The sequence below is a fragment of the Halomarina salina genome (assembly GCF_023074835.1).
GTDB classification, from domain to species: Archaea; Halobacteriota; Halobacteria; order Halobacteriales; family Haloarculaceae; genus Halomarina; species Halomarina salina.
In genome coordinates, this window is sequence record NZ_JALLGW010000001.1 from 654,699 (window position 1) to 674,141 (window position 19,443).

At 68.9% G+C, this 19,443-nt stretch carries 15 protein-coding genes; 7 read left to right on the forward strand and 8 right to left on the reverse strand.

Features of this window, described 5'->3' with window-relative positions; genetic code table 11:
* Nucleotides 1–3: 3 nt before the first annotated feature.
* Nucleotides 4–2,343, reverse strand: a complete 2,340-nt coding sequence (locus MX571_RS03360) for a DEAD/DEAH box helicase (RefSeq protein WP_247414175.1) — start codon at nucleotides 2,341–2,343, stop codon at nucleotides 4–6.
* 210 nt (nucleotides 2,344–2,553) lie between these two features.
* Between MX571_RS03360 and lpdA the strand changes: the two genes are divergently transcribed.
* Nucleotides 2,554–3,978, forward strand: coding sequence for a dihydrolipoyl dehydrogenase (gene lpdA / locus MX571_RS03365; protein WP_247414176.1), 1,425 nt, complete (start codon nucleotides 2,554–2,556; stop codon nucleotides 3,976–3,978).
* 86 nt (nucleotides 3,979–4,064) lie between these two features.
* Here lpdA and MX571_RS22300 read toward each other — a convergent pair whose 3' ends face one another.
* The gene (locus MX571_RS22300) at nucleotides 4,065–4,991 is read right to left on the reverse strand and encodes a lamin tail domain-containing protein (RefSeq protein ID WP_368408978.1); all 927 of its coding nucleotides are present in this window, start codon (nucleotides 4,989–4,991) and stop codon (nucleotides 4,065–4,067) included.
* 110 nt (nucleotides 4,992–5,101) lie between these two features.
* Nucleotides 5,102–5,584 carry an SRPBCC family protein gene (locus MX571_RS03375; protein WP_247414178.1) on the reverse strand — a complete coding sequence of 161 codons (483 nt, stop codon included), beginning with the start codon at nucleotides 5,582–5,584 and terminating at the stop codon, nucleotides 5,102–5,104.
* Between the two features lie 87 nt (nucleotides 5,585–5,671).
* Between MX571_RS03375 and pheA the strand changes: the two genes are divergently transcribed.
* Complete coding sequence (gene pheA, locus MX571_RS03380) at nucleotides 5,672–6,496, forward strand: prephenate dehydratase (RefSeq protein WP_247414179.1); 825 nt, start codon at nucleotides 5,672–5,674, stop codon at nucleotides 6,494–6,496.
* An 85-nt stretch (nucleotides 6,497–6,581) separates the two neighbouring features.
* Entirely contained in the window at nucleotides 6,582–6,989 is a 408-nt protein-coding gene (gene hsp14, locus MX571_RS03385; RefSeq protein ID WP_247414180.1) for an archaeal heat shock protein Hsp14, read from the forward strand.
* A 15-nt stretch (nucleotides 6,990–7,004) separates the two neighbouring features.
* Here the strand turns inward: hsp14 and MX571_RS03390 are convergent, their stop codons facing one another.
* The 3 genes from MX571_RS03390 to leuS form a co-directional block, all read right to left on the reverse strand.
* Entirely contained in the window at nucleotides 7,005–7,469 is a 465-nt protein-coding gene (locus MX571_RS03390; RefSeq protein WP_247414181.1) for a hypothetical protein, read from the reverse strand.
* A 114-nt stretch (nucleotides 7,470–7,583) separates the two neighbouring features.
* A complete protein-coding gene (locus tag MX571_RS03395) occupies nucleotides 7,584–8,735 on the reverse strand; it encodes a winged helix DNA-binding domain-containing protein (RefSeq protein ID WP_247414182.1) in 1,152 nt (383 codons plus the stop codon).
* An 87-nt stretch (nucleotides 8,736–8,822) separates the two neighbouring features.
* Complete coding sequence (gene leuS, locus MX571_RS03400; RefSeq protein ID WP_247414183.1) at nucleotides 8,823–11,462, reverse strand: leucine--tRNA ligase; 2,640 nt, start codon at nucleotides 11,460–11,462, stop codon at nucleotides 8,823–8,825.
* A gap of 158 nt (nucleotides 11,463–11,620) precedes the next feature.
* Here leuS and MX571_RS03405 point away from each other — a divergent pair, with 158 nt between their 5' ends.
* A complete protein-coding gene (locus MX571_RS03405) occupies nucleotides 11,621–11,836 on the forward strand; it encodes a DUF7535 family protein (RefSeq protein ID WP_247414184.1) in 216 nt (71 codons plus the stop codon).
* Between the two features lie 50 nt (nucleotides 11,837–11,886).
* Here MX571_RS03405 and MX571_RS03410 read toward each other — a convergent pair whose 3' ends face one another.
* Complete coding sequence (locus MX571_RS03410) at nucleotides 11,887–12,882, reverse strand: ornithine cyclodeaminase family protein (protein ID WP_247414185.1); 996 nt, start codon at nucleotides 12,880–12,882, stop codon at nucleotides 11,887–11,889.
* Between the two features lie 104 nt (nucleotides 12,883–12,986).
* Between MX571_RS03410 and MX571_RS03415 the strand changes: the two genes are divergently transcribed.
* From MX571_RS03415 to MX571_RS03425, 3 genes are all read left to right on the forward strand, one after another.
* Nucleotides 12,987–14,477, forward strand: a complete 1,491-nt coding sequence (locus tag MX571_RS03415; protein ID WP_247414186.1) for a hypothetical protein — start codon at nucleotides 12,987–12,989, stop codon at nucleotides 14,475–14,477.
* Between the two features lie 49 nt (nucleotides 14,478–14,526).
* Nucleotides 14,527–15,945: a hypothetical protein gene (locus MX571_RS03420; protein ID WP_247414187.1), complete on the forward strand. Its 1,419-nt coding sequence runs from the start codon at nucleotides 14,527–14,529 to the stop codon at nucleotides 15,943–15,945.
* Between the two features lie 62 nt (nucleotides 15,946–16,007).
* Nucleotides 16,008–17,513 (forward strand): hypothetical protein, encoded by a 1,506-nt coding sequence (locus MX571_RS03425; protein WP_247414188.1) that lies wholly within the window; start codon nucleotides 16,008–16,010, stop codon nucleotides 17,511–17,513.
* Between the two features lie 123 nt (nucleotides 17,514–17,636).
* On the opposite strand, the gene thsB is transcribed toward MX571_RS03425, so the two are convergent.
* Entirely contained in the window at nucleotides 17,637–19,316 is a 1,680-nt protein-coding gene (gene thsB / locus MX571_RS03430) for a thermosome subunit beta (protein WP_247414189.1), read from the reverse strand.
* Between the last annotated feature and the right edge of the window lie 127 nt (nucleotides 19,317–19,443).

The following is a 19,443-nucleotide window of genomic DNA, read 5'->3' on the forward strand; positions in this document are numbered from 1 at the left end:
TCGTCACTCGACGCGAACGGTCCGAGACTCGGAAACCGGCGGCAACGGCAGATCCGGAAACGCCACGCAGACCTCGAACGTCATCTCGTCGGCGCTCCCGCCGAAGACGGCCGCAGGGACGGTCGTCTCGCCGAGATACGCGGTCGTGTCGGCCATCTCGACGCCGTTGACGGTCACGGCGACGCTGGCGCGCGCGCCGCCGGCCGCCGAGCGGACGCGCAGTTCGCGCATGTCGTTCTTCCCGCGGCCGATTCGTTCGGGGAACTCGCCCCACTCCACCTCGATGGCGGGCAGGTTGCGGGCGTTCTCCAGGACGCGCGCGGCGACGCCCTCGGAGAGGCCTGCCTCGACGAGTCCCGCCTCGCCCGCGGCGATGACGTCGGTGGGCGTGACGATGCCCTCGTCGGCGAGTCGCTGTGCGCGGCCCGCGCCGACGCCGTCGATGGCGGTCAGTCCCACGGCGTCGCTCCCGATGCCGTGTTCGACCCGCGCTTCGGTGCGACGCGCGAGGTTCGCGGCGTCGGGCGCGGCGAAGGTGCCGAGGAACTCCTGCAGGGCGGCGAGCAGGCGCAGCGCGTTCTGCCGGATGACCCAGGCGTCGCTCTGGAGTTCGCCCGGCGTCGACCCGGTCATGCTGGCCCGGAGGATGGCGAGCACCTTGCGGTGGCCGTCGTCGTCCAGCGAGTCGGTCCCGGAGAGGACGCCGTTCACCGCGTCGCGCTCCGAGGAGCGACAGGAGACGCTGTCGAACTCGGCCGCGCCCGCGACGCACTCGAGGACGGCCGACTCGTCCACGTGGTCGCGGTCGGCTAACTCGGCGAACCGCTCGGCCGTGTCGAGGCGCAGGTAGTACCGCGACGCGAGGCGACCCAGCGGGGTGCCCTCGACGCCGAGGTTCTCGTCCGTCTCGACGAACCCCGACTCGACCAGTCGGGAGAGCGTCTCGCGCACGCGCTGGCGGAGGCGACCGCCGAAGTCGTAGCCCTCGGGGGCGGACTGCGCGCGAACGTAGTAGAACGTGGTCTCCAGCCAGTCCATCACGTCGTCGAGGTCCCGGATGGTTCCGAGGGAGATCTCGGCGTTGAGGTGCGCGTCGAGGTCCGTCGCGAGCCGCGACTCTATCTCCTTGCCCTCGCTGAGGAGCTGTTCGTAGCGCTGCTTGTCGGAGTACTGGCAGACGACGTAGGCGTACCCCGCGTCGTCGTAGCCCGGCCGGCCCGCGCGCCCGAGCATCTGGAGGACGTCGAGCGGACTCATGTCCACCTCGCCCTCCAGCGGGTCGTGGAGCTTGGTGTCCCGGATGACGACACAGCGCGCGGGGAGGTTGACGCCCCACGCGAGCGTCGAGGTGGAGAACAGCAACTGGACGTCGCCGCGCTTGAACCACTCCTCGACGCGGTCCTTGTCGCCCTTCGAGAGGCCGGCGTGGTGGAAGCCGACGCCGTCGAGGACGGACTTTCGGAGCGTCTGGTTCTGGAGTTCCTGCGCCTCGGTATGAAAATCGTAGTCGCCGCGCGCGCCCATCGGCACGTCGCGCTTGGCGAGTTCGTCGCGCGCCTTCTCGGCCGCGCGGACGGTGTCCTGCCGGGAGGCGACGAAGACGAGCGCCTGTCCCCCGTCGCTGACGTGCGGTTCGGCGAGGTCCAGCGCGCGGTAGAGCCGCCGGTACTTGTCGGCGAACGGGTTGTCCCCGCGCGAGTAGGTCTTGACCGACGCTTCCAGCGGGACGGGCCGGTACTCGTCGCCGAACTCGAAGGTGCAGTCGGGCGGGGCGTCGAGCCACTGCGCCACGTCGTCGACGTTCGGCATCGTCGCCGACAGCGCGACGATGCGGGGGCTACAGAGCCGTCGCAGTCGGGAGATGGTCACTTCGAGGACGGAGCCGCGTCGGTCCGAGTCGAGCAGGTGGACCTCGTCGATGACACAGCAGTCGACGTCCCGGATGAAGCCGTACCGCGCCGAGTCGTGTTTCCGAGTCGCCGAGTCGGCCTTCTCGGGCGTCATCACGAGGATGTCGGCGCGTTCGGCGCGCCGCGGGTTCAGGTCGCGTTCGCCCGTGACGACGTAGACGGAGTAGCCCATCTCCTCGAAGCGCTCCCACTCGCTCTCCTTCTCGTTGGTGAGCGCGCGCAGCGGCGCGAGAAACAGCGCGGTGCCGCCCGCGTCGATGGTCTTGCAGATGGCGAGTTCGGCGAGCGCCGTCTTCCCGCTGGCGGTCGGTGCGCTCACGACGACGTTCTCGTCGCGCTCCATGATGGCCGGGTACGCCGACGCCTGCATCCGATTGAACGAGTCGAACGGGAAGGCGTCGGCGAACTTCGGGAGGCGCTCGGCGACGTTCACAGGTGGTGACGGGAGCGCCCGGGCAAAGACCTAGCGATTGGCGAATGTGGTGTAGTGGGTTCGGTTCGAGAAGTCAGATGCATCGCAGGGACGACAACCTCGAAAGCCCCGAGGCCGTCACGAACGCGTGAGTACAGACGAGTTCCGAAACTCAACCCCCCGAACCTAGAAACCCATACAGCCAAACCCCCGGCGGCAAATATCGCGAGTATGGTCGTCGGAGACATCGCGACAGGGACCGACGTCGTCGTCATCGGCGCGGGGCCGGGCGGCTACGTCGCCGCCATCCGTGCCGCACAGCTCGGAAAGGACGTGACGCTCGTGGAGAAGGACGCCTACGGGGGCACCTGCCTCAACTACGGCTGCATCCCGTCGAAGGCGTTCGTCACGGCGGCGGGCGTCGCCCACGACGCGGCGAACGCCGAGGAGATGGGCATCCACGCCGACCCGGCCGTCGACATGGCCGGGATGACCTCGTGGAAGGACGACGTCGTCGACCAGTTGACCGGGGGCGTCGAGAAGCTCTGCAAGGCCAACGGCGTCAACCTCATGGAGGGCACGGCGACGTTCGCCGACGAGAACAAGGTCCGCGTCGGCCACGATGGCGAGGGCCAGGGCAGCGAGTCGCTGGAGTTCGAACACGCCATCGTCTCGACCGGTTCGCGCCCCGTGCAGGTGCCGAACTTCGAGTTCGACGGCGAGCACATCCTCTCCTCGCGGGAGATGCTGGCGCTCGACTCGGTGCCCGAGAGCCTGCTCGTCGTCGGCGCGGGCTACATCGGGATGGAGCTCTCGACGGTGTTCGCCAAACTCGGCACGGACGTCACCGTCGTCGAGATGCTCGACTCGGCGCTGCCGGGCTACGAGGACGACGTGGCGCGCATCGTCCGCTCGCGCGCCGAGGACATCGGCGTCGACTTCCACTTCGGCGAGGCCGCCAGCGAGTGGGAGCAGATGGGCGACGGCATCACCGTCCGCACCGAGGACGCCGACGGCGAGGTCAGCGAGTTCGGCGCGGAGAAGGCGCTCGTCGCCGTCGGGCGCTCGCCCGTCACCGACACCCTCGACCTCGACGCGGCGGGCGTCGAGACGAACGACGAGGGGTTCATCGAGACGGACGACCGCGCCCGGTCGAACGTCGAGCACATCTACGCCGTCGGCGACGTCGCGGGCGAACCGATGCTCGCGCACAAGGCCAGCAAGGAGGGCCAGGTCGCCGCCGAGCACCTCGCCGGGGAACCCGCGGCGCTCGACTACCAGAGCGTCCCGGCGGCCGTCTTCACCGACCCCGAGATCGGGACGGTGGGGCTGACCGAGGCCGAGGCCGAGGAGCAGGGCTTCGAACCCGTCGTCGGCCAGATGCCGATGCGGGCCTCCGGGCGCGCGCTCAGCATGAACGAGTCCGAGGGGTTCGTCCGCGTCGTCGCCGACGAACCGAGCGGGTTCGTCCTCGGCGCGCAGATAGTGGCCCCGGAGGCGAGCGAACTCGTCGCCGAACTCGCCCTCGCCATCGAGATGGGCGCGACGCTCGAAGACGTCGCCGCGACCATCCACGTCCACCCGACGCTCTCGGAGGCGACGATGGAGGCAGCCGAGAACGCGATGGGTCACGCGATTCACACCTTGAACAGGTAGCGCCGGAGCTGCCAGGGTCACGGCCGTTCGTGGCAGAAGAATCAGAACGGTCGGTGGAGAGAACGGCTCCGACGAGACGAGTCGTTCTACGAGTACTCGTGTCTGATGACGAGCGTCCCGCTCGAATCTCTGACGAACACCGTATCGCCATCGTTGTTCCAGACGGGTGCATCGGCGTTCCAGTAGAGGTCGGCCGACGAGTCGGAGCCGCGACCAGTGTGAAGCGTGATCGACTGTCCGGGCTGTAGCGTGACGCCATCCGGGACGTAGTATCGATGGTTCTTCTCGTCCTCGACGAGCCATCCACCGATATCGAGTGGTCGGCCGCCACTGTTCTCGAAGACGATGTACTCGTCGTTCAGCACGTCGCGCTCGTCGCCACCCTGTGCGTCGGCGTGGACCCGCACCACGACGAGTTCACCCGGTGCAGGAGTTTCGGTTGGTAGTGCTGGAGTCGAGGAAGGCGTCTGTGTCGGGACCACATCGGTCCGGTCAGGAGTTTGGTCGGCCGTCGCAACTGGGGCCGGGGACTCCGGCGCGGCGGTGGTCGAAGCAGTGGGCACGACGCTGGTTTCCCGTGAGGGGTCAGGAACGCTGTCGGTCTGGGTCTGCCGTGATTCGGTCCGTCGCTCGGGAGTCGACGTCGCTGGAACGTCCGTCGAGACGGCGGCGGACGTCGTCGCTGCGGCAGTCGAAGTGTCGGTCGGTGCCGAGGGACCGCTCTCCGGTTGGGGGTCGGAACTCGTTCCACCGAGGGCGGACAGCACGACGAGAAGACCCAGTCCGTACAATCCGGCAACGACACCAGCTTTCGCTCCACCACCAGGAGCGATACCCGGCAGTCGGGCGAGTCGGGTGCCCCAGCCTCGATAGTCGCGCCAGACGACCCCCGCGAGAATAACCGGAAGACCCAGAATCACGAGCGGCACCAGACAGAGGTAGAGCAGCCCCACGACCGCGTTCCGCTTCGTACTGCCGGGACGCATCAACGGAACCCGGTCGGCGAGAACCATATCGATGGATTACATCACTCACCAGCATAAAGCAGTGCCGGGAGGTGACAGTGTCGCAGAACCGGAGCCGTGCACCATCCCAGCGCCGTGGACAGTGCGTCCCGAGTACGCTACTCCTCGATGTACCGTCGCCACTCGTCGCCCTCTGCGACGCGTTTGATGAACTCGTTGCGCTCCCTGAGAACGCGGGTGAATCGCCGTTCGACGGCCCGGTCGAAGACGCGCCCGACGGGGCCGAGCGGCGACGCGAAGGTGACCACGTCGCGGAGCATCGTCCCGTCGACGGCGTCCTCGTCCTCGAACGCGAAGAAGTGGTCGTGGACGAACGTGTCGAGCGGCCCCTCCTTCATCGTCTGCCGGAAGTGGTTCGGCCGGGAGAACGCGCTCACCTTCGTCGTGAGTTCGAACCGCTTGCCGAGCAGCGGCACCTGCCAGACCGTCGACTCGCCCGGCGTCGCGAGACCGCTGACGGCCCCGGCCACCGGGCGAGTCCCCTCGCTCGACGTCTCGTGCTGGAGGTCGATGCTCCGCGCGAGGTCGAAGACGCGCTCTGTCGGCGCGTCGACGTGCGTCTCGGCTCGAATCGTCACCATGTCGTCGTCACTCGCACCAGAGGAGCGGTCAGGATGAAAGTTGGCACCGCCGACGTGTTTTTCCGGAATCGCACCGAGGGCGAACGTATGAAGGTCATCACGCTCGGCCCCGAGGGGACGTACTCCCACCGGGCGGCCCGAGCGGTCGTCGGCGAGGACGCGGGCGACGACGCCATCCAGTTCACCGAGTCGGTCGCGGACATCGTCGCCCGCGTCGCCGACGGCGAGGCAGAACGGGGCGTCGTCCCCATCGAGAACAGTATCGAGGGCTCCGTGACGGAGAGCCTCGACGCGCTCTGTGACAGCGAGGTGGCGGTCGTCCTCGAACTCGTCACGCCCATCCGCCACGCCCTGCTCGCGCAGGGGCCGGAGTTCTCCCGCGTGGTCAGCCACTCCCAGGCGCTCGCGCAGTGTCGGAGCTACCTCGAAGAGAACCACCCGGACGTGACCCAGGAGGCGGTCGCCTCGACCGCTCGCGGCGTCGAGATAGCGCGCGAGGACCCCACGGCCGCCGGTATCGCGCATCCCGACACCGCGGGCGACGACCTGCAGGTCCTCGCCGAGGGCATCCAGGACCGCACCTCGAACGCGACCCGGTTCCTCGTCGTCGCGCCCGCCAGCGAACGGCAGGACGGCGGCGGGAAGACCTCCTTCGTCGTCTACCCGAACACGAACCACCCCGGCCTGCTGCTCGAACTGCTCGAACCGTTCGCCGGCCGCGACATCAACCTCACGCGCATCGAGTCCCGGCCGAGCGGCGAGCGACTGGGCGACTACGTCTTCCACATCGACGTCGCGGCGGGTCTCTACGAGGACCGGACGCAGGAGGCACTCGACACCGTCGAGTCGCTCGTCGGCGACGGCTGGGTCCGGACGCTCGGGTCGTACGACACCCGCCACGTCCTGTACTGACGCGTCGGGGCCGGTGTCGGGCCCTGAACAGTCACTGGCCCAGTCCTGTACTAGACTTATCAGGTGCGGCGGCCTACCGCCCCCCATGCCACGACGCAACCCGTTCGAGGACATCGAGCGCATGTTCGAGGAGATGAACGAGGGGTTCCGCGCGTTCGACACGAAGATAACCCGCGGCGTGGCGGTCGACGTCGTGGACCAGGACGACAGCTACGTCGTCACCGCCGACCTGCCGGGCTACGACAAGGACGACATCGACGTCCGCCTCTCGGGGAACAGCCTCACCATCGGCGCGTCCCGCGAGACGGAGTCGTCCGAAGAGGAGGAGCGCTACGTCCGACAGGAGCGCTCCAGCGAGTCCGTCTCGCGGACGCTCCGCCTGCCCGAACGGGTCGACGAGGAGTCGACCGACGCCTCGTACAACAACGGCGTGCTGACCATCACGCTCGGGAAGGCCAGCGAGGACGACGGCGAGTCCATCCCCATCAACTGACCCGGTACCGGCCACTCACAGACGCGCCACGAGTTCTTCGCCGGCCAATTCGACGATAGCTCGCCAGTCGGACGGACGCTCACCACCGCGTTTGGGCGGGTCGAGCGGGAGCGTCAGCGCGTGGAACGCGAACCCGTCGAGCGTCTCCGCGGCCGTCCGCCCGACGAACTCGGCGTTCTCCCGTTTCGAGGAGACGCCGCCCGAGGCGAGGTCGTAGTGCTCCGTGAACAGTTGGCAGACGGTCACGCGCTCGACGGCGAGCGTCCCGTCCGAGAGGTGCCGGAAGAGTTTCGCGGTGTTGTCCGCCGGGTCCGCGCGTCGCCACTCCAGTTCCACCAGCACGAGGTGGTCGGCCGACTCGCCGCCGACGTCGACGGGGGTCCGACCGACGCGGTACTCGGTCGTCCAGTCGAAGTCGGGGGCGCGCGACGCCAGTCGGTCCCGGAGGAGGACCTGCACGTCCGACGCGAACCGGCCCATGAGCTGGCGGCGGACCGCACTGGCAAACCGTTTGTGGACTCGCCGGAGCGCCGACGCGTCGGAAGGGCTACCGTCTCGTGGTGGTGTCCGTCACGAGCGTCGTCGCGTGGCCGGTCACTCCGGTTCGACCCGGCACTCGACGGGCGTGTCGAGGAACCGGCCGACGTCGCTCGCTTCCGCGTCGATTCGGTCGCGAACGTCCTCTCCGCCGGCGGGGTCGAGGGTGTCCAGGGGTTCGAACGGCGAGACGGTGACGATGGCGGGCGACCGCGACCGGTCGAGATGCCAGGTTCCGACCACGCGGCCGTCGACGAGCACCGTCGGCCGGATGATGCCGCCGCCGGGCCAGACGTGCGACTCGTACATCGTTGGGATGGGCCGGTTGGTCCGCTCGTAGCCGAGCAGGAACGTGTCGTACCGTGGGAGGAGGCGGACGTGCGGAGACGCCGAGGACTCGTCGTCGAGAGCGTCGGGAGCGTCGGTCGACACCCACATCGTCTCGTCGCCGACCCGCACCTCGCGTGCGTCGTCCCCCAGCGAGTCCCACGCCGTCTGCACGTCAGTCGCGTAGAGGCCGCTCCACGCCGCGAAGTCCGACTTCGTCGTCGGCCCGTACGCGGTCAGGTAGCGCCGCGCGAGCGTCGCGAGCGCGGTCTCTCGGTCCGGCGGCGCGTCGAGCGTGACCCACGAATCGAGCAGGTCGTAGGCGTTCTTCCCGTCGACGGGGGCGACCTCGCAGAGGACGCCGCGGAGCGCCGCCCGTCGAATCAGGACGTTGGGTGCCCGACTGGACGGGTCGACGTCGACGCCCGCCTCGACGAGGTGCGCTGCGATGTCCCGCTTCGTGAGCGGCCCCTCGTCGGCCAGTACGGAGCCGATAGTCTCGACGGCCGCCTCGACCGCCTCCTCGTCGAGACCCCACTCTGCCAGCCGTCGGGGCTCCGGGCCACGGGTGGCGAACGTCGGCCCGAACACCGAGAGCAGTAGCGAGAGGTCGTCGGTAGCGACGAGGTGGAGCGTCCCGCGCATGCACCACGTCCTGACGACCGACCGGTCCTCGTAGAGCGCGCGGTCCACGTCGGCGACCGTCAGTCCTCGGCCGCGTGCGCGGACGGACAGCGCCGCGCTCGGCGTCTCCTGTGCCTGAAGCCCGAGGGTCGCCGCGGCGATGTCGGCGACGGTCGCCGTCTCCTGTGCGTGTGGCGCGAGGCGCTGTGCGTGCACGCGTCGGTGCCGGGCGTCGCGTTCCGTGAGCCGTGAACTCATGAGAGGTAGAGAGGCGACGACCGGCAAAGAACAGTGCTGTGAGCGATACGGAACGGAGGGCGTCCTGTCGCTTCTGTCCGACCTCCTTCAGTCGATCTGGATGGCGGGCCGACTCGGCGTGGCCTTCTTCGCCACGCTCTCGTCGGCCTCGGCCGCGGGCACGACGACCACGTCGGCACCGAACTCGCGTTCGACCAGCCACGCCGCCTGTCGCAGCACGTCCAGTTCGCGCTCGGGGGCCAGCGCGCTCGTCAGCGACTGGCGCTCGTTCTGCAGGTTCTGCCCGTAGCTGGCCGCCTCGTCGCCCTTCTCGCGGATGTCGTCTTCCTGCATCAACTCGCCGATGACGTTCGGCGCGTCGCTCTCGATGGCGATGTCCAGCGCGCGGTGTTTCCACTCCGGCGCGACGACGATGGTGACCTGCTCGGGGTCCTCGATACCCGCCACGTCGACGATGTTACGCACGTCCTCGCGGGTGTTCTCGACCAACTGGCGCTCACGGTCCGCGTCGCTCGCGTCGCCGGCGGGCGTCGGGAACGAGGCTTCGGCGGCGAACCCGTCGTGACCCAGCGTCGACCACACCTCCTCCGCGACGTGGGGCGTCACGGGGGCCAGCAGTCGCGTGGCGACCGACAGGCCGCGCTCGTACGTCTCGGCGTGCGGGTCGGTGTAGTCGCGGTACTGGCGCAGCAGGCCCACCAGGTCGCGCGTCTCGCGCAGCGCCTCCGCGAACGTCAGGTCCTCGTAGCTCTCGCGGGCGCTGACGATGGTGGCGTCTATCTCGCGGGCGACGTACTCCGCGATGGCGTCGCGCTCACCCTCGGGCGGCGATTCGGTGAACTCCTCGACCGTCTCGTACAGGCGTTGCAGGAAGCCGTACGCGGACTGGACGCCCGTCTCGGACCAGTCGAAGTCCCGCTCGGGGCGGGCGGCCTGCATCGTGAACAGGCGGGCGGTGTCCGCGCCGTACTCGTCGACGATGGCCAGCGGCGAGACGCCGTTACCCTTCGACTTCGACATCTTCTCGCCGTCGGCCAGCACCATCCCCTGGGTCACCAGGTTCTCGAACGGTTCGCGGTGGTCCAGCATCTCCATGTCCGCGATGGCCTTCGTGACGAACCGCGAGTACAGCAGGTGCATCACGGCGTGTTCGATGCCGCCCACGTACTGGTCGACGGGCATCCAGTCGTCGGCCTGCTCGACGTCGAACGGCGCATCCTCGTCGTCCGGCGAGACGAAGCGCAGGAAGTACCACGCCGAATCGACGAACGTGTCCATCGTGTCCGTCTCCCGTTCGGCGTCGCCGCCGCAGTCGGGGCAGGTGGTCCGCTTCCACTTCGTCGCCTCGTCCAGCGGGTTCCCGGTCGTGTGGACGAACTCGGGCAACTCGACGGGCAACTCCTCCTCTGGGACCATCACGGGGCCGCAGTCCTCGCAGTGGACGACCGGAATCGGCGTCCCCCAGTAGCGCTGCCGGGAGATGCCCCAGTCGCGCAGGCGGTACTGGACGTGGTCGGTCGCCGACTCGATGTCGCTCGTCAGTTCATCGCGGGCGACGGCGCTCTCGGTGCCCGAGTAGTCGTCGCTGTTGACCAGTACGCCGTCGTCGGTGAACGCCGCCTCGCTCACGTCCGGCACCTCGTCGGTCGATGGGGCGACGACGGGCACGATGTCGATGCCGTACTCGCTGGCGAACGCGTGGTCGCGGGTGTCGTGGCCCGGCACGCCCATCAGCGCGCCCGTCCCGACGTCCGACAGGACGAAGTCGGCGACGTAGACCGGAATCTCCTCGCCCGTCGCGGGGTTCGTCGCGGTCAGGTCGGTCTTCACGCCCTTCGGTTCGTCGCCCTCGGGGTCGGCCTCCTCCTCGACGAACCGCCGGACGTCGTCGTCCCGTTCGGCCACCTCCTGCGCGATGTGGTGGCCGGGAGCCAGCGCGAAGAACGTCGCGCCGTAGATGGTGTCGATGCGCGTCGTGAACACCTCGACGGGGCCGTGGTCGGATACCTGGAACTCTAATCGGGCACCCGGCTGACGACCGATCCAGTTCTCCTGCATCTGGCGGACGTTGTCGGGCCACCCGTCCAACTCCTCCAGGTCGTCGGCCAACTCGTCGGCGTACTCGGTGATGCCCCAGAACCACTGGTCCAGTTCGCGGGTCTCGACGGGCGTGCCACACCGCCAGCAGACCTCCTCGTCCCCCTCGACCTGCTCGTCGGCCAGGACCGTCTCGCACGAGGGACACCAGTTGACCTCGCTGGCCTCGCGGTAGACCAGACCCTCCTCGTGCAACCGCTCGAACAGCCACTGGTTCCACCGGAAGTAGTCGGGGTCGCAGGTCGCAATCTCGCGGTCCCAGTCGTAGCCGAAGCCCATCGCGTGCATCTGCTCGCGCATCGTCTCGATGCACGACAGCGTCCAGTCGCGGGGGTTCGTGTCCCGCTCGATGGCCGCGTTCTCGGCCGGCAACCCGAATGAGTCCCAGCCGATGGGGTGGAGGACGTGTTCGCCGCGCATCCGCCGGAATCGGGCGTACGCGTCCGTGATGGTGTAGTTGCGGACGTGGCCCATGTGCAACTCCCCGGAGGTGTAGGGGAACATCCCCAGCACGTACGTTGGGTCGTCGGCGTCGTCGGGGATGTGGAACACGTCCGCGTCGTCCCACTCGCCTTGCCACCGAGGCTCTATCTCGCTATGGTCGAAGCCGCGTCGGTCCTGGTCCTGCATGATGGTGATATACCTCCTGCTACTCGGTGCGTACTTCTTTAGGTTGTCATTCGACAGCGGGGACTGACAGGTACGAGCGCGGAGGTGAGGCGGTCGCCCCCGGACTCGGCGACGGCGAGAGGGTCACCGATTTATCCTCCCGAGTCGTCAGGTCCAGTATGAGCGAATCGGACGACCCGAGCGGTCTGACTGGCACGCTACGAACCGTCACGCCGGAGTACTTCGGCCGCCCCGACGCCGAGATGGACGTCTTCGGCTGGTCGATGTTCCTCGGCCTCGTCATCCTGCTCGTCCCGCTGCTCCCGTTCATCGTCATCGTCTGGCTCATCTCGAAACTGGCCGAGCGGGGCCACCGGCGCGCACAGAACAGGTAGGAGAGGAGACCGAACGAGGGAGAGAGCCGGGACCGCCAGCGAACGCGTCGTTACCTGACCCGCGTGTCGATGAGGTCGAACGGGTCGCCGTTGTCGTTGTCGTTCGCGTGGGCGTAGACGACGTGCGCGGTGGCGATGTCCTGGATGGCGAGGCCGGTCGAGTCGAACAGCGAGATGCCCGTCTCCGCGGTGCGCCCCTCTCGGTCGCCGACCACTATCTCGCCGATGGAGCCGTGGATGTCCTCGTCGGTGAGCGTGCCCTCGCTCCACGGGACGTTTATCTCGCCGGAGTGGGTCGTCTGGGCGTAGTCGTCGATGACGAGCGTCGCGTCGAGGAGCGTCCGGTCGTCGTGTTCGTGTTTCCCCTCCGCGTCCGCGCCCATCGCGTTGACGTGCGTGTGGTCGCCCAGCCACTCCCGTCTCACGATGGGCGACTCGACGGGCGTCACCGTCGAGAGGACGTCGCAGGCCGCTGCTTCCTCGATGGACCCCGAGCGCACGTCGAAGGCGTCGCCGAAGCGGTCGACGAACGCCTGCACGCGCTCGTCGTCGAGGTCCGAGACGACGACCGTCTCGATGGGCCGGATGGAGGCGATGGCTTCGAGTTGCGAGTACGACTGCACGCCCGCGCCGACGATGCCCAGCGAGGTGGCGTCCTCGACGGCGAGGTGGTCGGTGGCGACGGCGGCGGCCGCGCCGGTCCGGAGGCGGGTGACGGTGGTGCCGTCCATCACCGCGAGCGGGAACGCCGTCTCGGGGTCCGAGTAGATGATGGTCCCCATGACGGTCGGGAGGTCGTGTTTCTCGACGTTGTCGGTGTGAACGTTGACCCACTTCACGCCCGCGGCGTCCCAGTCGCCCGCGTTCAGGTAGGCGGGCATCGAGCGGAAGTCGCCGTTGTACTCGGGGAGGTCGATGTAGGACTTCGCGGGCATCTGGGCGTTCCCGCGTTCGTAGGCGGCGAAGGCGTCCTCGACGGCGCGGATGACGTCGGCCATCCGCGCGTTCTCGACGACGTCCGCGCGGTTCAGGAGCAGCGTTTGCATGGTGGCAGTTCTTGCCCACCGGTACTTATTCCATCCGAAGCAGTCGGCGGGCGTCGTCGGCGTCCACGGAAGATACTTGTCAGCCCACAGTGCAGTAGGAGACGATGCGCACCCCGGCGCTCGCCATCGTCCTCGCGCTCTGCTGCGTCCTCGCCGGGTGCAACACGTTCGCCCCCGGTGCCGACCCACAGCAGCCCGTGCCGAGCGTCACGCCCGCCGAGGTGCCGGGTGACACGACCGACGCGCCTCCTCGCCGCGGCGGCGACAGGCTCGCACCGGGCCTCACGACGACCGGGTTCGGCGTCCGGAGCGACCTCTACCGCGCCCATCGCGCGCTCCTCGAGAACCGGACGGTGCGCGTCGGACGGCAGTCCGTTCAGACGTACCGGGGCCGCGTGGTCTCGAACGTCTCCGAGGAGACCCGCATCGGTGCGGACCGAGAGCGACTGATCGTCGAGGCGGACAACGACCGGAGTCCGGCGTCGGCGCTCACGGCCTACGGGCAGTTCTCGAACGGGAGCGCGACGCTCGACCGGCGGGTCGTCGGCGACGTCGTCCGGTACTCCGACAGCGGCGGGACCATGTCGGCCGGCCCCCGCCTCCAGAGTCGGCTGGAGGACCTCCGGGACCTGCTGTACCGTGTCGAGTTCACGGGGGTCGAGCACGTCGGTGCCCGTGAGGGGCGAGCGCTGTACCGCGTCACGGGCAGCGACCCCCAGGCACGTGAGTACCCCGACGGCAGCGGTGACGCGGGCGTTCGCCCCGAGGTGACGCTCCTCGTCGACGAGCGTGGCTTCGTCCACTCGACGCGGACCGTCGAGGAGGTCCGACGGCCGGCCCGGCTGGTGAACACGAGCGAGGAGGAGACGGGCGCGAGCGTGACGGTGACCGTCGCCGAGCGGACGACGTTCGCGAGCGGCGGCGGCTCATTCACGGTCCCCGACTGGGTCGAGGAGGGGTTCGAGCGAATCGCCGGCCGCGAGTACGTCGTCCCCGGCGTGACGGCCGACGGGCTCGTCGACACGGACCGCCTCGCACGAGCACACGAACGGGTCGTCGCCAACGAGTCGGTCCGCATCGAGCGCAGGTACGTCGAGCGCGAGGGCGGCACCGTCGTCTCCGAGCGGCGGGTCACCGCCGCGGCGAACCGGACGACCGGCGAGCGGTACGTGGCCGAGCGCTACGGACAGCGGAACCTCACCACCACCTCGTGGGCGAACGACTCCGGCGGCTACCGGCGCGTGGTCGACGGCTCCGGGACCAGCTACGACGAACTGACCGAGGTTCGAGTCGGCGGGTTCCTCTCCGTGCGGCTGCCCTCGAACGCCCGCTTCGGCGAGACGGACGTCGAGGCGCTCGACGACGGCCGCTACCGACTCACCGTCACCGAGATTCCCGTCGCCGACGACGACACGCTGTACCACGACCGCGTCAGTTTCGTCGTGGACGACCGGGGGTTCGTCTCGGCGTACGACGCGACGCTCGTCGGCGCGGGTCACGAACGCCGGCAGACGACGTCGGTCACCGTGACGACGGGACCGACGAGCGTCGAGCGGCCCGACTGGCTCGACGCCGCGAAGAACGCGACGACGTGACAGACAGGTCCACGGGAAGACACTTGTCGCACGCCGAGTGAGGTGGGGTATGCGCCCCGCCCTCCCCGCCGTCGTCCTCGCCGTCTGTTGCGTCCTCGCCGGATGCAACAGCTTCGCGCCGGGGGCGACCGGCGACCAGCCAGCGATGCCGAGCGTGACGCCCGCGGACGTCCCGCAGACGGGCCCCGACGAGATCGCGCCGGGGCTCGACGACGACCGGTTGACGAACGCGTCGGCGCTGTTCGCGGCCCACCAGGCGGCGCTCGCCAATCGGTCGGTCAGCGTCGAACTACGGACGACGACCCGCGCGAGCAACGACAGCGTGCTGAACGAACAGGTCGTCGAGTACCGCTTCGGGGCCGACCGCTCGCGTGTCGCCATCGACGCGACCGGACTCCAGGGTTCGACGCGGAACGTCTCGCTGTGGTTCAACGAGAGCGCGACGCTCCGCCGCGATAGCGTCGGTGAGGACGTCCGCTACACGGTGCGCGACCGCTACGGTGGCTACACCCCAGTCACCCCCATCAGACAGGCGTTCAGCGCGACGAGAGACGCCCCCTCCTGGCCGGTCGCCGCGGAACTGCTCGGGATGGACGACGGGGTCGAGGTGTATCGAGTCACCTTCGAACAGCTACAACGGCCGCTCAGTTTCGTCGTCGACGAGCGGGGGCTGATACGCCGCGTGGTCCAGGAGGACGCTCGCACGGGCGTCGGCAGCGGTCGCGAGGGGGTGACGTCGACGACGGTGACGACAGTCGAGGCCGACGTCGGGAGCGTCGACCGGCCCGGCTGGGTCGCCGACGCCCGCGAGGCCATCGCCGACCGCGAGTACGTCGCCCCCGGCGTGACGACCGACCGCGTCCTCGACGTCTACGAACTGGTCGGCGCTCACCAGCGCATCACGAGGAACAGTTCCGTCACCTACGTCTCCGAACGGTGGACGAACAGCTCGAACGGGAGCGTCCTCGAACTCGACCGGACGGTCGCCGAGGTGTCGGCCGACCACTCGAACTACCACGTCGCCGAGGTCCGGCGCGGCGACCGCCCGCCGAGACGGACCGAACGGTGGGTGAACGCCTCCGTCGGCTACTGGCGGGAGACGGTCGGTAACCGGACGAACTACGACCGGGCGTACGGCGGAGACGAGTATCGCGTCGAGCGGCCGCAGCTGAACGGTCGACTCGCGGGAGACGAGACGACGCTGACCGAACTCGGCGACGGCCGGTACCGACTGGTCGCCGAGGGAATCGCCGCGGCGGCGGAGATGCCGAGCGGCGGCGTCCAGGACCCCCGAGTCGTCGTCGTGTTCGACGAACGCGGCTTCGTCTCTCGCGTCACGCAGACGTACGTCCAGAGTGAGGCGGGCGAGGAGCGCCACGTCACGCGGACGACACGTTACACCGACCTCGGGGAGACGACCGTCGAACGCCCCGACTGGCTCGACGCCGCCCGGAACGCGACGTCCTGAGGGTCGGCAGGGCGAACTCCCCGACGGGAAGACATTTCACGACACTCGAACGAGAGGGAGCTATGCGTCCCGCCCTCCCCGCCGTCCTCCTGGCGCTGTGTTGCGTCCTCGCGGGCTGTAACGCGTTCGCACCGGGAACGAACGGTCCCGCCGACCCCCCGACCGTGACGCCCGCGGACGTGCCAGACACCGCCTCCGGCGAGCTAGCGCCGGGACTCACCCAGGACCGCCTGACGAACGCCTCTGCGCTGCTCGCGGCACATCGCTCGCTGCTCGCCGACGAGTCCGTCGTCGTCGAACGGCGCACCCGAGCGACGGCGGCCAACGGCACACGGCTGTACGAACAGCGTATCGAGTACCAGTACCCAGCGGACCGCTCGTTCGCGAACGGGTTCGCAGGGGGCCTCCAGACCGGCTACGACTCGGTCGACATCTGGGCCAACGAGACGACTACGCTCTACCGCTACGGTGGCGAGGACGAGCCGCGGTACCGGACCCGCGACCGGGGGATGAGTGCGACGCCGTCAGAGCGCCTGCGCTACGACCTCGGGACCGCGGGGGACGACGCGAGCCGGCCCGTCGAGACTCGCTTCCTCGGTGAGACGGCCGGGACCGAGCGCTACCTGGTGACGCTGGAGACCCCCCAGTCGGAGCCGCCGAGGAGCTACGTCGTCGACGAAACCGGGTTCGTCCACCGGGTGCAGGAGACCTTTACCGCCTCGCTGAGCCACGAGGGCCGGACGTACCGCAACGCGACCATCGAGACGAGGACGCGCTACCGCGTCTCGAACGAGTCGCTCGACCCGGCCGACTGGGTCGCCGACGCCCGCGAGGCCATCGCGAACCGCGAGTACATCGCTCCCGGCGTGACCGCCGAGGGAGTCACCAGCGCCCGCACGCTCCGGAACGCCCACCGCAACGTCACCGCGAACGCGTCGGTGACGTACGTCTCGGAGCGACGGGAGGTGGCCGGCGACGGGACGGTCCAGACGGTCGAGGCGCAGACGGTTCGGCGGTCGCCGGACCCGCCCCGGTACTACGAGCGCGAGCGGTCGGTGCGGAACGGCGAGACGTACCGCGAGGCGCGCTGGATGAACGCCACGGGCACCTACGTCCGACACGTCGACGGGAACCGAACGGACTACCAGTGGTTCGAGAACGGACTGGCCAGCGAGGGGGCGGCCCCCCGGTCCGTCCCGACGCCCAGACTGTCGGGGTCGCTCGAACTGCGTCAGACCGATATCACGCGACTCGACGACGGACGGTACCGACTCGTCGTCGAGGACTACGGAGCCACCGTGCGGTACGGCGACGTCGACGGGACGGTTCGAGACCGGTCGCTCGTCGTCGTCTTCGACGAGCGAGGGTTCGTCTCCCGGTACACGCAACGGTACACCGTCGAGTACAGCGACGGGACGACCACGACGACCGTCGACGAGTCGCGCTACTCCGACCTCGGTGAGACCAGCGTCGACCGACCCGACTGGCTCCCGACGGCGGTGAACGAGACGCGAGAGACCGACGGCGACGACCTGGAGACAGAGCACACGACGACCGTCGTCGAGTAGTCGAGACCGCGGTCGTGGGGTCGCCAGCGTCGTCACTCGTCGGGAGAAAAACGGAGAATCGGTCGTCGAGTAGTCGGCGAGCGGTGCAGCGGTCGGGGAGGTGAGTGGATGCCTGAGCCGAATCTACATCGCTCCGCCCATGCCACCCATGCCGCCCATACCGCCCATGCCGCCCATGCCGCCGGGGGCACCGCCTTCGTCGCCGTCGCCCTCGGTCGACAGGTCGCCAGCGGCGATGATGTCGTCGATTTTGAGGACGAGGTTCGCGGCCTCGGTGGCACTGGAGAGTGCCTGCTCCTTGGCGTGGGCCGGCTCGACGACGCCGGCCTCGAACGTGTCCTCGACGTCGCCGCTGAAGACGTTCAGGCCCGCGGTGACCCGGCCGTCCTCGTGGGCGGCGCGGAGGTCGACGAGCGTGTCGATGGAGTCGAGGCCCGCGTTCTCGGCGAGGATGCGGGGGATGAGCTCCAGCGAGTCGGCGAACGCCTCGATGGCGAGCTGTTCGCGCCCCTCGACGGAGTCGGCGTAGTCGCGCAGGCGACGCGCCAGTTCGACCTCGATGGCACCGCCACCGGCGAGGACGCGGCCGTCCGAGACCGTCTGGGCGACGACGTCGAGCGCGTCGGTGATGCCGCGTTCGAGTTCGTCGACCACGTGGTCGGTCGAGCCGCGCAGGAGCAGCGTGACGCCGTGGGCCTCGTCGTCGGAGCCCTCGACGTAGAACAGTTCGTCGGCGTCGTCACGCGTGACCGACCCCTGACCGAGGTCTGCCTCGGTCGCGCTGTCGAGGTCGGAGACGATGCGCGCGCCGAGCACCTCCTTCAGGAACTTGATGTCGGACTTCTTCACGCGACGGACGGCGAGGATACCCTCCTTCGCGAGGTAGTGCTGGGCGAGGTCGTCGATGCCCTTCTGACAGAAGACGACGTTCGCGCCCGTGTCGACGATCTGCTGGACCTTCTCCTTGAGCTGCTCCTCCTCCTGGTCGAGGAACGACTGGAGCTGGTCCGGGCTGTCGAGGCTGAGGGAGGCGTCGGCGTCGGTCTCCTCGATCTCGATCGGCTCGTTGACGAGCAGCGCCTTCGCGTCCTCCACCGAGGAGGGCATGTCGGGGTGCGTCGGGTCCTTGTCGATGACCGCACCTTCGAGCAGTTCGGACTCGCCGGCCGAGCGGCCGGTCTGGGTCTCGATGTTGACGAAGTCGAGGTCGACGACGTTCTCGCCCTCTGGGCCTTCGACGGTGACCGCGCGCACGGCGTCGACGATGAGCCGGCCGAGCACCTCCTTGTTGAGCTCCGCGCCCTTGCCGGTCATGGAGGTCTCGGCGACCTTCCGGAGCAGCTCCTCGTCGTCGGTGTCGACGTTCGAGGCGATGTCGTCGACCTCCTCACGAGCCTGTTCCGAGGCCATGTGGAAGCCCTTGATGATGGCCGTCGGGTGGATGTCCTGTTCGAGCAGGTTCTCGGCGTTCTTCAGGAGTTCGCCCGCGATGGCGACGGCGGTCGTCGTCCCGTCGCCGGCCTCGTCCTCCTGTGTCTCGGCGACCTCGACGATCATCTCCGCCGTCGGGTTGTCGATGTCCATCTCCTCGAGGATGGTGACGCCGTCGTTCGTGACGGTGACGTCGCCCATCGAGGAGACGAGCATCTTGTCCATCCCTTTCGGGCCGAGCGTCGAGCGCACGGCCTCCGATACCGCGCGGGCCGCCTGGATGTTGTACGACTGCGCGTCCTTGTCCTGCACGCGCTGACTGTCCTCACCGAGGATGATCATGGGCTGCCCCATGCGCTGTCGCTGGCTCATGTTCGCTTCGAACGTTGCTGGCGGTTCTATATAAAGGTTCCAGATTAGCGTTGTGAACAGCTATCACGAACCACACACGATATCGGCCGAAAACACCGGACTCGGCGAGTGTATATCGAGCGAGCCG